Here is a 15074-nt window from a genome sequence, read left to right as displayed (position 1 = left end):
CTAGAGGTCCATCCGCCTGAGCGCGGTGTTGTAGTCGAGGACGCCCGGCTTTTCGGTACATGTCCCCGGCCGGACCAGCACGCAGTACTGCTCCTCGAACAGCGGCTTCACCCGCGAGGCGCAACCGACGAAGCGATAGGTCACCGGCAGTTCGCGCATGTGCTCGGCAGGCGTCACGACGACATTGTAGCGCCCCTGCGTCACCTGCATGGCCGCCTGCGTATTGATGAGCATCGCCGGGACTGACCGATTGAGCACGGCACGCGATACGAACGGCACGTCACGAACGCGATAGGTCGCCAGGCCGCACATCGCGGGCTGCTTGCGCACGGTGCGCATGACGCGCAACGGGGCCTGTCCGACGCCCCAATTGATATTGAACGGCTCGGTCGCCGCCACCTGCACCGAAGCTGCAAGCCAGACCGCCATCAGCCCCGCAACCGCACCCGCTGCTGGCTGCTTGCCAAAGCGTTGAGCCAGCGCGCGCATCAGGTCGACCGAGCCGATTGCGGCGAGGAGGATCACCAGCGACACACCCAGCAGGACGAAGCGGTACTCCTTGTGGCCGATGGCCGAATGGACCGCGAACACGACAAGCGCAGTCGTCAGCAGCATCGGATAGCGGCGCGCGCCCAGTAGCAACGCCGGCAGCAGCGCAATCGCGATGTACTGCCACTCCCACACCAGCACGCGCAAATACCAGTCGGCGGTCTCGACGCCATAGGCATGGCTGCGGTCCTGCACGACATTCGCCATGACGTTGCGGTAGATCCACAGCAGCGGCGCTTCTCCCATCGCACCGTTGGCCGCCACATCGCACAGCGCCGGCAGCATCGCGCCGCCCACCAGCGGCAGCCAGGCCCTGCGAAAATCGGCCCGCCCCGCCCACAGGAACGGGATCGCCAGCGCAGGCCCCAGGGGAAATCGTGTGATGAAACCCAGGCCGAGCAGGAAGCCGGCTGCCGCGGCGATCCTCGTGCCGCCCCGGTCCCGAAAGCGGTAGAGCAGCGCAAGTCCCGGAAGAATTGCGAGGACGGACAGCGTATCGCTCGACGTGCGCGAGGCGAAGTAGGCGAAATCGACCCATACCGCCGCGACGAACCCCGCGACCGCCGCGTGGGTCCGGCTCACGCGTCGTCCCAGCGACCAGCCCGCCCAGACCGCTCCCAGCGAAAAGCACGCCATCAGCAGGCGCGGCAGGACAAGGTGAAGTTCGCCTGTCGGTGCCAACACATGCCCCAGCCACACCGGTGGCAACAGGATTAGCGGGATCAGCCAGCTGCGTATGCCGAGCCTGATGTCCCAGGTGCGTATCCAGTCGCCCGTGACGATGCCGTAGGCTGGCTCGATGTACTGCCAGACCTCGTCGGCGTGGTGATAGACTGTGAACAGCGCAATCGGGACGCGGATTGTCAGAGCCAGCGCCATCAGCGCAAGCAAGGACGGATCGATGCCCGCCCTGCGGACCGCCGCGCGCAACGCCCCCTCGCCTGTCAGTGGCCGAAGTAGGTCGTCAGGTCGAGATCGGCGACCGTAATCCATTGCTGGAAATAGTTGGCATAGAAGAACCCGAACATCAGCGCCGAAAGGATCGTTGCCCGGATCGCGATCTTGCGTGGCGAGAAGTTGGCCGGCGCACTGTCGGCCTGGCCGGCAATTTTCGCGGCACCAACTTCATCATGCGTGCGCACGCCGAACGGCAGCACCACGAATGCCGCCATGACCCAGAACAGGCCATAGATGGCAATGATCGACGTCCACTTCATCTGCTTCAGCCTTCCCGCAGCAGGACCTGAACCACCGGCTTCTTGCCGCTCCAGCGCTGTCCGCAGCGCCTTACCGCAAGCCGTACGGCTTCGGCAACGGCCACGCGGTCGCGCTTTCGGTCACCCTTGACCTTGCGCACAGCCTCGACAGCCTCGACCTTGGCTTCGGCAACGAACGCTTCCATGTCCTCGTCGAGCGGAATGCCGATCGCGCCGATATCGACATCGGAAACGACGTGCCCATCAAGGCGCACCGCAAGCGCCACGCTGATCAACCCGTTCTGCGAGAGCTTGCGCCGGGCGATCACGGCCTCGCCATCGGCTGGCGCGATGATGTCGCCATCGAGCACGAGCCGACCGGCCCGCTCCTCTGACAGCTTCTTCGGCCCATCAGGCGCGAGACGGATAAGATCGCCGTTCTTCTGGACGATTGCCTTGGGGATGCCTTCCGAAAGCCCGAGCTGCGCCTGTTCGGCCATGTGCCGGATCTCGCCATGCACGGGCACGAGAATCTCGGGCCTGATCCAGTCGTAAAGCGCCACCAGCTCCGGCCGCCCCGGATGGCCCGAAACGTGGATCATTGACTGCCGGTCGGTCACGATGCGCACGCCCTTGTCGACCAGCGAATTCTGGATGCGCCCGATGGCAAGTTCATTGCCGGGAATCTGGCGGCTTGAAAACAGGACCACGTCGCCCTTCTCGAGGCGGATCGGGTGCTGCTCTCCCGCGATGCGCGCCAGCGCCGCGCGTGGCTCGCCCTGACCGCCAGTTGCCAGCACCAGCAGCTCGCCGCGCGGAATGTCCATCGCGTCATCTTGATGGACAAGGTCGGGGAAATTCTTGAGATACCCGCACGATTTTGCCACGCGGATGATGCGGTCGAGCGAGCGCCCGGCAACGCAGAGCCGCCGCCCGGTCGCCTCGGCCACCTCGCCCAGGGTCTGCAATCGTGCGACGTTCGAGGCAAAGGTCGTGACGACGACGCGCCGCCCCTTCTGCGCGGCCACCGCTTCGAGCAGGCCGGCGCGCACTTCGCCTTCCGAACCAGAAGGCTTGGGGTTGAACACGTTGGTCGAATCACAGACCAGCGCGAGAACCCCGGCATCGCCAATCGCGGTCAGCTCTTCTTCCGTCGCGGGCGTACCGATGCGCGGCTCGTCATCCAGCTTCCAGTCGCCGGTATGGAAGATGTTGCCGTGCGGCGTATCGATCAGCAGCGCGTTGCCTTCGGCAATGGAGTGCGCCAGCGGCACGTATTTGATGCCGAACGGTCCCAGTTCGAAGCGGTCGAGATGGTCGATGACATTGAGTTCGACCTCATCCTCGATCCCTGCCTCGACCAGCTTTTCGTGGACCAGCTTGGCCGTGAACGGCGTCGCATAGAGCGGCACGCCAAGGTCCTGCGCAAAATAGGGCACCGCGCCAATGTGATCCTCGTGCGCGTGGGTCAGCACAATTCCGACCAGATCGTCCAGACGATCCTCGATGAAGTCGAGATCGGCGAAGACGAGGTCGATGCCGGGATAGAACGGATCGGCAAAAGTCATGCCGAGATCGACCATCAGCCACTTGCCATCACAGCAATAGAGGTTGACGTTCATCCCGATCTCGCCCGAACCACCCAGCGCGAGAAACAAAAGTTCCTTGGCGGTCTTCACGATGCAGCCACCCGTTCGGCGAGAATGGCGAGGCCATCGAGCGTCAGGTCGGTATCCACATGGTCGAAGATGTCGGTGTGATCGCCGAACAGGATGGCAAGCCCGCCTGTCGCGACAACCTTCGCAGGTCGGCCGATTTCCGCGCGCATGCGAGCGATCAGGCCCTCCATCATCGCGACATAACCCCAGAACACGCCGATATGCATTTGATCCTCGGTGTTGCGGCCGATCACGCTCTTGGTGCGGGTCGGCGCTTCGATGGCGATGCGCGGAAGCTTGGCCGCCGCGTTGACAAGCGCATCGAGCGAAAGGTTGATGCCGGGCGCGATGATCCCGCCCTTGTAGGCACCGTTGAAGTCAACGACATCGAACGTTGTCGCCGTGCCGAAATCGACAACGATCAGGTCGCCGGGATACTTTGCATGCGCGGCAATGGCGTTGACCGCCCGGTCGGCCCCCAGCGAACGTGGCTCGTCCACATCGGCTTCGAAGCCCCACTCCACCGGCGGTTGCCCGGCAATCAGCGGGTCGAGGCCGAAGTACTTCTGCGAAAGCACGGTCAGGTTGTGCAGCGCGCGTGGCACGACGGTCGAGACCAGGATCTGCTTCACCGCACCGCGATCAAGCCCTTCAAGCTCCATGAGTTGCAGCAGCCACACGGCATATTCATCGGCCGTGCGGCGCGGGTCCGTTGCCACGCGCCAGCGCGCCTTGATCGCCAGCCCTTCGAACAGGGCGAAGACGATGTTGGTATTGCCGACGTCAACCGCCAGAAGCATGAGATCCCACCATTTCAATGTCGCCCGCGTGGATGGCACGGACCGCACCATCCGCCAAGCGCAGAAGGGCGACTCCATCGTCATCGATGCCGCCGAACGCGCCGATGATCTCGCCTTGGTCCCGATCCTTCACGGATACAAGCGTACCAAGCGGCATTGCACGCGAAAGCCACTGCGCACGCAGCAAGGGCCACTCGCCCAGGTGCCAGCGGGCAAGCGCATCGGCAAATCGCGCGGAAAGGACCGAGGCAAAGCAATCACGCGAAACCGCGCAGCCCAGAACCGAGAGCGAAGTTGTGGCGCGACCGGCAACATCGGGCGCCTGCGCCAGATTTACGCCGATCCCGACAACTACGCTGTCACGCTGGCGCTCGAGCAGGATGCCCGCAAGCTTGGCATCGCCCACGAGCAGGTCATTCGGCCACTTGAGCACGAGGCCCGCAAGCGACGGCGCGCATTCAATCACGGCCTGATGGGTGGCCAGTCCGGCGACGAGCGCAAGCGTCTGCGGCATCGGGCCAGCGGGCCGCAAGTGCACGACCGTCGAACCCATGAAGTTGCCGAAGCCATCGGACCATGTCCGGCCCGCCCTTCCACGGCCTGCACTCTGCCGGTCTGCAATCAGCCAGTACTCTTCGGGCACGGCCTCTCCCCCGCCAAGCCGCGCCAGCAGCGCGCCGTTGGTCGAGGGGATTTCAGTGAGGGTTTCGATCAAGTCAGTACGCGAAGAACAAGGCGGCGGCGGCTTTGTCGGCCAGAGCGCCAAGGCACTTGGTACCAAGATACCCGAGCGGCGAGATCGCCAGCACCGAGATCGCGAGCAGGACGGTGTGCGAAAGCTCGCCCTCGCCCTTCACCTTGTCGGTCGCCTCGTCGAAGTACATGATCTTGACGACCTTGAGGTAGTAGAACGCGCCGATCACAGATGCCGCAATACCGATCGCCGCCAGCGCGACAAGGTCCGCCTGCACGGCGGCCTGGAACACCACGAACTTGCCCCAGAAGCCGAACAGCGGCGGAATGCCTGCAAGGCTGAACATCACCGAAGCCATCGAAAGCGCCAGCCAGGGCCGAGTCTTCGAAAGACCGCCAAGGTCCGAGATCGCCTCGACCTGCTCGCCGTTCTCGTCGCGCAGCAGCAGCACGACGACGAAGCCCGCTACCGACATGGCAACGTAGATTGCGAGGTAGACCAGCATCGCCGAGGCGCCTGCCTGGGTAGCGGTCGCCAGCCCGATCAGCATGAAGCCGACGTTGTTGATCGACGAATAGGCCATCAGGCGCTTGATGTTGTTCTGGCCGATCGCACCGAGCGCACCGATCACGATCGAAAGCAGCGAGGCGAAGATCACGATCTGCTGCCACGCGAAGACCTGCTGGCCAAACGCCTCGAGGCTCACGTGCATCAGCAGACCGAGCGCGGCGACCTTGGGCGCCGTGGCGAAGAAAGTCGTTACCGGGGTCGGCGCGCCTTCGTAGACGTCAGGCGTCCACATATGGAACGGCGCGGCGCTGATCTTGAACGCAAGGCCTGCCAGCACGAAGATCACGCCGAACAGTGCGCCCGTTGCCATTTCACCCGAAAGCGCGTCGTGGATGCCGGCGAAGCTGGTCGTGCCGGTAAAACCATAGACGAGGCTTACGCCGAAAAGCAGGATGCCCGAAGCCAGCGAGCCGAGCACGAAGTACTTGAGGCCCGACTCCGCCGAACGGTCGTCGGTCCGCAGGAACGATGCCATCACATAGGCAGCAAGGCTGTTGAGCTCGAGGCCGATATACAACGTCAGCAAGTCGCCCGCCGAAACCATCATGCCCATGCCGAGCGCGGCAAACATGACGAGCAGCGGGAACTCGGCGCGCATCGCCTTGAAGCGGTCGAAGAACGAAGGTGCGACCATCAGCGTCACGCCGGCGCCAGCATAAATCAGCAGCTTGGCGAACGACGCGAAAGCGTCAGCGCGATACTGGCCGCCAAACGCCACCGTGTCAGGGCCCATGGCGCCACTCCACAAGGCCGGTGCGACAAGGAACGCGCACGCGGTCAGCGCGGCAACTGCAGCAACCGAAATCGCGCGGGAAGCCTTGTCACCGCCCCATGCGGCCACAAGCAGCAGGACCAGTCCCGCCACCGAAAGGAGCGTTTCGGGGGCGACGAGCCAGAGCGAACGGGCGAAATCCATCAGTGCGCCCCCCCATGGGCGGAATGTTCTTCAGCAGCGGGTTTGGCCGATCCGGCGGTCACTTGGGCATCGCCCTTGGGCTTGGCCTGGGCAAGACGCGCATCAAGCGTGGCGATGTCCTTGCGCATCGGCGCGAGGAAGCTTTCAGGATAGACGCCCATCCACAGCACGACGGCGGCCAGCGGCACCATCATCGCCCACTCGCGCTTGTCGAGATCGGGCAATGCGGCGGCATCGGCGTTCTTCTGCACGCCGTAGGCCACGCGGCGGTAGAGGTAGAGCATGTAGGCTGCGCCCAGGATGATGCCCGTGGTGCAGACCAGCGCCACCCAGCTCGAGATCTGGTAGATGCCCGCAAGCGAGAGGAACTCGCCAACAAAACCGCTCGTGCCCGGAAGACCGATCGAGGCCATCGTGAACAGCAGGAAGAAGATCGCATAGCGCGGCATGTTGATCGAAAGACCGCCGTAACGGTCGATCTCGCGCGTGTGCAGGCGGTCGTAAATCACGCCGACGCACAGGAACAGCGCGCCCGCCACCAGACCGTGGCTTAGCATCACGATCATCGAGCCTTCCAGCCCCTGAACGTTGAACGCGAACAGGCCGACCGTGACGATCGCCATGTGCGCGACCGACGAATAGGCAATCAGTTTCTTCATGTCTGACTGCACCAACGCGATCAGCGAAGTGATCACCACTGCGGCCATCGACATGCCGAAGATCAGCGGCGCGAACTGCGCCGAAGCTTCGGGGAACATCGGCAGCGAGAAGCGGATGAAGCCGTAGCCACCCATCTTCAGCAGAACGCCGGCAAGGATCACCGAGCCACCGGTCGGCGCCTGAACGTGCGCGTCGGGCAGCCAGGTGTGCACCGGCCACATCGGCATCTTCACTGCAAAGCTCGCGAAGAAGGCCAGCCATAGCCATGTCTGCGCATGTACCGGGAAGTTGTAGGACATCAGCGTCGGGATGTCGGTCGTGCCGGCAGCGTTCACCATCCAGAACATCGCGATCAGCATCAGCACCGAGCCGAGCAGCGTGTAGAGGAAGAACTTGTAGCTGGCGTAGATGCGGTCAGCCCCGCCCCACACGCCGATGATCAGATACATCGGGATCAGGCCGGCTTCGAACATGATGTAGAACAGGAACAGGTCCTGCGCCGCAAACACGCCGATCATCAGCGTTTCCATGATCAGGAACGCGGCGTAATATTCGCCTTGGCGCTTGTCGATCGACTCCCAGCTGGCCCCGATGCACACTGGCATCAGGAACACGGTGAGCGCGATCAGCATCAATGCGATGCCGTCGATCCCGAGCTTCCACGAAAAACCGGCAAACAGCGCGGCGTTCTCGGTGAACTGCCACTGCGCGCCGCCAACGTCGTAGTTCGCCCAGAGGATCATGCCGAGAACGAAGTCGATCAAGGTAGCGACGATCGCGACATTGCGCGCCTGTTCGCGCGGGACGACGAGGCAGGCCACCGCCGCTACCAACGGCACCAGCAGCATCAGCGAGAGGATAGGAAAGCCCATCATTGTGCGATCACCCAGCTGATCGCGCCGACAAGTCCGACGAGCATGACCAGCGCATAGCTATAGAGATACCCCGACTGGAGCTTGGCGGCGGCGCGGCTGCCCTGGGCGACCAGCCAGGCGGCACCGTTGGGGCCGAAACGATCGATGATGCCCTGATCACCCACCTTCCAGAACACACGCCCGAGCCACATCGCGGGCACGACGAAGAGGAAGTGATAGAACTCGTCGAAGTACCACTTGTTGAGCAGGAACTTGTAGAGGAACCCGAACTGGTCGACGAACGCAGCAGGGAACTTCGTGTTCTTGATATAGGCGTACCAAGCGATCAGCAGACCGGTGGCCATCACCGCGAACGGCGCCCACTTCACCCACAGCGGCACGGCATGCATCGCGTGGAGCGTGTGTTCGGCAAAGACCAGCGAACCCTTCCAGAATTCGCCCGTGCCTTCGCTGATGAAAGCGTGGTGGAACACGAAGCCCGCGAAGATCGCGCCCAGTGACAGCACGCCGAGCGGCACCAGCATGTTGAGCGGACTTTCGTGCGGATGGTAGCCCGCCGTACCGTCGCTGTGCTCGTCATGGTGATGGGCATGCGCGTGATCATCATGCCCGTGCGCGTCATGCACCGCGTGCTGGATATGCTCCGACTGCTCCCAGCGCGGATTGCCGAAGAACGTCAGGAACACCAGACGCCACGAATAGAAGCTCGTCAGCAGCGCCGCAAAGATGCCGAGGAAGAAGGCGAAGTGCCCCAATTCGGTGCCCTTGGCATAAGCCGCCTCGAGGATCGCGTCCTTCGAGTAGAAGCCCGCAAAGCCGAACACGTCGACAATGCCCACGCCGGTGATCGCCAGCGTGCCCATCATCATCGCCCAGTAGGTCAGCGGGATGCTCTTGCGCAGGCCCCCGTAGTACCGCATGTCCTGCTCATGGTGCATCGCGTGGATCACCGAACCGGCCCCGAGGAACAGCAGCGCCTTGAAGAAGGCGTGCGTGAACAGGTGGAACATCGCCGCGCCATAGGCAGAAACGCCCGCCGCGAAGAACATGTAGCCGAGCTGCGAACAGGTCGAATAGGCGATCACGCGCTTGATGTCGGTCTGCGTAGTACCGACGGTTGCGGCAAAGATGCAGGTCATCGCACCGATGAAGGTCACGAAGCCCAGCGCCGTCGGGCTGACTTCGAACATCGGCGATAGACGGCAGACCATGAACACGCCTGCGGTCACCATCGTTGCTGCGTGGATCAGCGCCGAAACCGGCGTCGGGCCTTCCATCGCGTCGGGCAACCAGGTGTGCAGGCCAAGCTGCGCCGATTTCCCCATCGCGCCGATAAACAGCAGAATGCACAGCACGGTCATCGTGTCGAAGCGATGCCCCAGGAACCCGATGGTCGATCCGGCCATGCCCGGTGCGGCTTCAAGGATCGCCGGGATCGACACGGTGCCGAACACCAGGAACGTCCCGAAGATGCCCATCATGAAGCCAAGGTCGCCGACGCGGTTGACCACGAAGGCTTTCATCGCGGCGGCATTGGCCGAGGGCTTCTTGAACCAGAAACCGATCAGCAGGTACGAGGCAAGCCCCACGCCTTCCCAACCGAAGAACATCTGCACGAGGTTGTCCGCCGTCACCAGCATGAGCATGGCGAACGTGAACAGCGACAGATAGGCGAAGAAGCGCGGCTGGTCCGGCTCCTCGCTCATGTAGCCCCACGAGTACAGGTGCACGAGCGCCGAGACGCTGGTGATAACAACCAGCATGACTGCGGTCAGCGTATCCACGCGCAGCGCCCATGCGAAATCGAGATCGCCCGACTTCACCCAGCTCAGCACCGGCGTGACGCTGGCTTCAGCCGCGCCACCGATGAACGAAAGGAAGATCGGCCATGAAAGCGCGCACGAGATGAACAGCGCGCCGGTCGTGATGACCTTGGCCGGAACCATGCCCAGCTGCTTGTTGCCGAGCCCCGCGATGACCGCTGCCAGCAGCGGCAGGAATACGATGATAAGGATAGGATGCACGGTCTTATCCCTTCATCCGGTTGACGTCGTCCACGGCAATCGTGCCGCGACCACGGAAGTAGATGACCAGAATGGCAAGCCCGATCGCCGCCTCGCCCGCTGCCACCGTCAGCACGAACATCGCGAATACCTGGCCGACAAGGTCGTGCAGGAACGCGCTGAACGCGACGAGGTTGAGGTTCACCGAGAGCAGGATCAGTTCGATCGCCATCAGGATGATGATCACGTTCTTCCGGTTGAGGAAGATGCCGAGCACGCCCAGCACGAACAGGATCGAACTGACGACGAGATAGTGTTCGATGCCGATCATCGTGCGGTCCCCTGCATGACAACATCCGTACGTGTCGAGCGTAGTCGAGACACAGTGTGCGGCTTCTCGACTTCGCTCGAAGCGAACGGGGCTTGGGAAATCGTGCCGATCATCAGAGCGACACTCCCTTGCCCGTTTCCGGCTGCATGTTGATCGTCGCGTCCTGTGGACGGCGCGCGTTCTGCTTCGACACGTTCTGCCCGCGCGTTCCGCCACGCTGGCGATGCGTCAGCACGATCGCGCCGATCATGGCGACCAGCAGGACGATGCCCGCCGCTTCGAACAGGAACAGATAGCGCGTGTAGAGCAGCGCGCCGATGGATTCGATGTTCGACATGTCCGCGACCGGCGCCGCAGAGCCGTCGGCCTTGCCAAGCTGAACGCCGCCCGCGCCACGCACGACGAGGCCGACGAACAGTTCGACGAACAGCACGACCGCCAGCGCCAGCCCGAGCGGGAAGTTCTTCACGAACCCGGCGCGCAGTTCGGCAAAGTCGATGTCGAGCATCATGACGACGAACAGGAACAGCACCGCCACTGCGCCGACATAGACGATGACCAGCAGCATCGCGATGAATTCAGCGCCCACCAGCACCATCAGGCCGGCCGCGTTGAAAAACGCGAGGATCAGCCAGAGCACCGAATGCACCGGATTGCGCGCAAGGATCGTCACCGCACCGCTGAAGATGCAGAGCGTGGCGAAGAGATAGAAGGCGAATACCTGGATCATGATTCCCTACCTCCGTTCGCCTCGAGCGAAGTCGAGAGGCCGCGCGCGAGTGTCTCGACTGCGCTCGACACGAACGGGTCTTGGTGCCTGTTGGTCACGTTGATCGGCCCCCTAGCGATACGGCGCATCGGCTTCAAGGTTCGCGGCAATCGCCCGCTCCCACTTGTCCCCGTTCGCGAGCAGCTTTGCCTTGTCGTAAAGCAGCTCCTCGCGCGTTTCGGTCGCGTATTCGAAGTTCGGGCCCTCGACCACGGCATCGACCGGGCAGGCTTCCTGGCAGAAGCCGCAGAAGATGCACTTGGTCATGTCGATGTCGTAGCGCGTGGTACGGCGGCTGCCGTCTTCACGCGGCTCGGCCTCGATGGTGATCGCCTGCGCCGGACACACCGCCTCGCACAGCTTGCACGCGATGCAGCGCTCCTCGCCGTTGGGATAACGGCGCAGCGCATGCTCACCACGGAAGCGCGGGGAAAGCGGGTTCTTCTCGAACGGGTAGTTGATCGTCGCCTTGGGCTTGAAGAAATACTTCAAGGTCAGCCAGTGCGCCTTCACGAACTCCCACAGGGTGAAGCTCTTGATGAGCTGTCCGACGGTCATGCGAAGTGTCCGGTAGCCATGAGGTAGCCGCTGATCAGGAACACGAACAGCAGCGAGACGGGCAGGAAGATCTTCCAGCCCAGGCGCATCAGCTGGTCATAGCGATAGCGCGGAACGGTCGCCTTAACCCAGCTGAAGATGAAGAAGAAGAACAGGATCTTGAGCAGCAGCCAGACGAAGCCCGGCACGAGGTAGAGCACCGGAATGTCGAGCGGCGGCAGGTATCCGCCCCAAAACAGCACGGCGTTCAGCGCGCACATCAGCAGCACGTTGGCATATTCGCCGAGCCAGTAGAGCGCGAAGCTCATCGACGAATATTCGGTCTGATACCCGGCAACCAGCTCCGATTCCGCCTCGGTCAGGTCGAACGGCGCGCGTGCGGTTTCGGCCATGCCCGAGATCAGGAACATCACCCACATCGGGAACAGCAGCGGGTTCGCGACGAAGCCGTTGATGATCCAGACATGGCTCTGCTGTGCCTTGACAATGTCGTTCAGGTTGAACGTCCCCGCCCACAGCACCACGCAGATCAGGATAAACCCGATCGAGACTTCATAGGAAATCATCTGCGCCGAGGCGCGCATCGCCGAGAAGAACGGGTACTTCGAGTTGGACGACCAGCCCGCGATAACCACGCCGTAAACACCCAGCGACGAGATCGCGAGGACGTAGAGCAGGCCGACATTGATATCCGCCAGCACCGCGCCCGAATTGAACGGGATCACCGCCCAGGCCATCAGCGCGACGGTGAACGTGATGATTGGCGCGATCAGGAACAAACCCTTGTTCGCCGCCGTAGGGATGATGGTTTCCTGCAGGAAAACCTTCAATCCGTCCGCGAACGACTGCAGCAGGCCGAGCGGACCGACCACGTTCGGGCCACGGCGCAGCGCCATCGCCGCCCAGATCTTGCGGTCGGCATAGATGATCATGGCAACGCCAAGCATCAGCGGCAGCGCGATCAGCAGGATGCCCGCGATGGTCGAAAGACCAAAGGCCCACTCGTAGGAGAGGCCAAGACCCATGAAGAATTCGGTCACAGTGCGACCCTTTCATTCGTCATTGCGAGCGGCAAAGCCGCGCGGCAATCCAGAGCCCGGTTATGCAACGCTCTGGATTGCTTCGCTGCGCTCGCAATGACGAAGCTGGTTGTGCTTGTCATTCCGCGGCCTCCGCAAACGTCGCACCGTGGAGCAGTTCCGCCGAGCAGCGCTGCAGCGTCGGGCTCGAACGCGCGATGGCGTTGGTGAGGTAGCGATCCTTGATCGGGTAGCCCGCGATCACGCCTTCAGCCTTTGCGCCCGCAGGAGCCGCAGGCAGCGTGCCGTAATCGGCCAGCCCTTCCACGCCCAGCGCTGGAACTTCGGCCACCATCGCGGCGCGAAGCTGCTCGAAGCTGTCGAAGCCGACCGAGACGCCCAGCGCATCGGCCATCGCACGCAGGATGGTCCAGTCCTCGCGAGCATCGCCCGGCGCGAACACGGCCTTCTCGGCATATTGCACGCGGCCTTCGGTGTTGACGTAAGTGCCGTCCTTCTCGCTGAACGCTGCGGCAGGCAGGATCACGTCGGCAGCGTGCGCCGCCTTGTCACCATGGTGGCCGATGTGGACGATCATGCTGTCGGCAAACTTCGTAAAGTCCACCTCATCCGCACCGAGCGAGATGACCATCTTGGGCTTGGCCGCAACCAGATCGGCAATGCCGCCCGCTTGCGCATAGCCCAGCATCAGCCCGCCCATGCGGCTCGCGGCCATGTGGACGACGTTGAAGCCGTTCCAGCCATCACGCACCAGATTGAACCGTTCGGCAAAGGCCAGGCCTGCACCAAGCGCGCCCTTGCCCAGTGCCGCACCGCCCAGAATGATCGCAGGCTTTTGTGCCGCACCGAAGGCGTCGGTTACGGCCTGCGGCAGGTTGCCCAATACCGCCAGATCGTCGCCGAGGAACGTCGCCGGATACGTCGGGTCCCACTGTGGGCCGACCACGAAGACCTTCGCGCCCTTCTTCACCGCCTTGCGCAGGCGGGTGTTGAGCAGCGGCGCTTCGTCGCGGATCATCGAGCCGACGATCAGCACCGCGTCCGCATCCTCGATGCCAGCCAGGCCTGAGTTGAAGTTCACCGCCGCAAGGTTCGACGTGTCATAGGCAAGGCCGGTCTGACGGCCTTCGAGCAGCGTGGAACCCAAGGCCCCCGCCAGCTTCTTGGCTGCAAACATCGTTTCGCAATCGACCAGATCGCCCGCGATCACTGCCACCGACGAGCCCGGGTTGATCCTGGCAACAGCCTCGAACGCCTCAGCCCAGGTTGCCGCGACCAGCTTGCCGTCACGGCGCAGCCACGGTTTGTCCAGACGGCGGCGGGTCAGGCCATCGACCATGTAGCGGCCACGGTCGGACAGCCATTCCTCGTTCACGTCGTCGTTCACGCGAGGCAGTGCGCGCAGCACTTCGCGGCCACGGCTGTCGAGGCGGATGTTCGAACCCAGTGCGTCCGAAACGTCGATCGACAGCGTCTTCTTTAGCTCCCACGGACGCGCTTCGAACGCGTAAGGCCGAGAGGTCAGCGCGCCAACCGGGCAAAGGTCGATCACATTGGCCGAAAGCTCGTGCGCCGCAGCCTTTTCCAGATAAGTGGAAATCTGCATCGTCTCGCCGCGATAGAGCGCGCCGATTTCGTCAACGCCCGCCACTTCCTCGCTGAACCGCACGCAGCGGGTACAGTGGATGCAGCGCGTCATCGTCGTCTTGATCAGCGGGCCCATGTACTTCTCGGTCACCGCGCGCTTGTGCTCATGATAGCGCGAGGCACCGCGGCCATAGGCGACAGACTGGTCCTGCAGGTCGCACTCGCCGCCCTGATCGCAGATCGGGCAATCGAGCGGGTGGTTGATCAGGAGAAACTCCATCACCCCTTCGCGCGCCTTCTTGACCATCTCGGAATCGGTGCGGATTTCCTGCCCTTCAGTGGCTGGGAGCGCACACGAAGCCTGCGGCTTCGGCGGCCCCGGCTTCACTTCGACCAGGCACATGCGGCAATTGCCCGCAATGGACAGCCGCTCATGATAGCAGAAGCGGGGGATTTCCTTACCGGCCAGCTCGCAAGCCTGCAGGACGGTCGCGCCTGCGGGGACTTCGAGTTCAACGCCATCGACTTTGACTTTAGGCATTATTCTGCTGCCTCCCGCACATCGCTGCGCTCGGCGATGCGGCGTTCGATTTCGGGGCGGAAGTGCTTGATCAGGCCCTGGATCGGCCATGCGGCGGCATCACCCAAGGCGCAGATCGTGTGGCCTTCGACCTGCTTGGTCACGTTGAACAGCATGTCGATTTCGCCCACGTCGGCATCGCCGGTGCGCAGGCGTTCCATCACGCGCCACATCCAGCCGGTGCCTTCGCGGCACGGCGTGCACTGGCCGCAGCTTTCGTGCTTGTAGAAGTACGACAGGCGGCTGATCGCGCGGACGATATCGGTTGACTTGTCCATGACGATGACG

Annotated in this window: 14 protein-coding genes; all 14 read right to left on the bottom strand. The window is 63.1% G+C overall.

Annotated elements, in window-relative coordinates:
- Positions 1-1479 carry a glycosyltransferase family protein gene (locus tag AC2A04_RS00070; protein ID WP_484210278.1) on the bottom strand — a complete coding sequence of 493 codons (1479 nt, stop codon included), beginning with the start codon at positions 1477-1479 and terminating at the stop codon, positions 1-3.
- A 14-nt stretch (positions 1480-1493) separates the two neighbouring features.
- Positions 1494-1766 (bottom strand): DUF1467 family protein, encoded by a 273-nt coding sequence (locus tag AC2A04_RS00065; RefSeq protein ID WP_484210277.1) that lies wholly within the window; start codon positions 1764-1766, stop codon positions 1494-1496.
- Between the two features lie 5 nt (positions 1767-1771).
- Complete coding sequence (locus AC2A04_RS00060) at positions 1772-3367, bottom strand: ribonuclease J (RefSeq protein WP_484211656.1); 1596 nt, start codon at positions 3365-3367, stop codon at positions 1772-1774.
- A gap of 53 nt (positions 3368-3420) precedes the next feature.
- Complete coding sequence (locus AC2A04_RS00055; protein ID WP_484210276.1) at positions 3421-4203, bottom strand: type III pantothenate kinase; 783 nt, start codon at positions 4201-4203, stop codon at positions 3421-3423.
- Entirely contained in the window at positions 4187-4918 is a 732-nt protein-coding gene (locus tag AC2A04_RS00050; protein WP_484210275.1) for a biotin--[acetyl-CoA-carboxylase] ligase, read from the bottom strand. Before AC2A04_RS00050 ends, AC2A04_RS00055 begins: the two co-directional genes overlap by 17 nt.
- Before the next feature lies 1 nt (position 4919).
- Entirely contained in the window at positions 4920-6383 is a 1464-nt protein-coding gene (nuoN, locus tag AC2A04_RS00045) for an NADH-quinone oxidoreductase subunit NuoN (RefSeq protein ID WP_484210274.1), read from the bottom strand.
- Positions 6383-7918 (bottom strand): NADH-quinone oxidoreductase subunit M, encoded by a 1536-nt coding sequence (locus AC2A04_RS00040; protein WP_484210273.1) that lies wholly within the window; start codon positions 7916-7918, stop codon positions 6383-6385. The genes nuoN and AC2A04_RS00040 overlap by 1 nt, the downstream gene beginning before the upstream one ends.
- Positions 7915-9942 carry an NADH-quinone oxidoreductase subunit L gene (gene nuoL / locus AC2A04_RS00035; RefSeq protein ID WP_484210272.1) on the bottom strand — a complete coding sequence of 676 codons (2028 nt, stop codon included), beginning with the start codon at positions 9940-9942 and terminating at the stop codon, positions 7915-7917. Before nuoL ends, AC2A04_RS00040 begins: the two co-directional genes overlap by 4 nt.
- Before the next feature lie 4 nt (positions 9943-9946).
- On the bottom strand, positions 9947-10252 hold the full coding sequence (gene nuoK / locus AC2A04_RS00030; RefSeq protein ID WP_011445933.1) for an NADH-quinone oxidoreductase subunit NuoK: 306 nt from the start codon (positions 10250-10252) through the stop codon (positions 9947-9949).
- Between the two features lie 112 nt (positions 10253-10364).
- Positions 10365-10982: an NADH-quinone oxidoreductase subunit J gene (locus tag AC2A04_RS00025; RefSeq protein ID WP_484210271.1), complete on the bottom strand. Its 618-nt coding sequence runs from the start codon at positions 10980-10982 to the stop codon at positions 10365-10367.
- A 111-nt stretch (positions 10983-11093) separates the two neighbouring features.
- Positions 11094-11579: an NADH-quinone oxidoreductase subunit NuoI gene (nuoI, locus tag AC2A04_RS00020; RefSeq protein WP_484210270.1), complete on the bottom strand. Its 486-nt coding sequence runs from the start codon at positions 11577-11579 to the stop codon at positions 11094-11096.
- The gene (nuoH, locus tag AC2A04_RS00015) at positions 11576-12619 is read right to left on the bottom strand and encodes an NADH-quinone oxidoreductase subunit NuoH (RefSeq protein ID WP_484210269.1); all 1044 of its coding nucleotides are present in this window, start codon (positions 12617-12619) and stop codon (positions 11576-11578) included. The genes nuoI and nuoH overlap by 4 nt, the downstream gene beginning before the upstream one ends.
- Positions 12620-12737: 118 nt before the next feature.
- On the bottom strand, positions 12738-14747 hold the full coding sequence (gene nuoG, locus AC2A04_RS00010) for an NADH-quinone oxidoreductase subunit NuoG (protein WP_484210268.1): 2010 nt from the start codon (positions 14745-14747) through the stop codon (positions 12738-12740).
- On the bottom strand, positions 14747-15074 hold a 328-nt coding region (locus tag AC2A04_RS00005), incomplete at its 5' end, for an NADH-ubiquinone oxidoreductase-F iron-sulfur binding region domain-containing protein (protein ID WP_484210267.1). The genes AC2A04_RS00005 and nuoG, both read right to left, overlap by 1 nt.

The organism is Novosphingobium sp. HNCC26DJ243 (genome assembly GCF_057180545.1).
The sequence above is the reverse complement of the archived record's forward strand: the minus strand, read 5'-3'. Positions and strand labels throughout refer to the sequence as shown.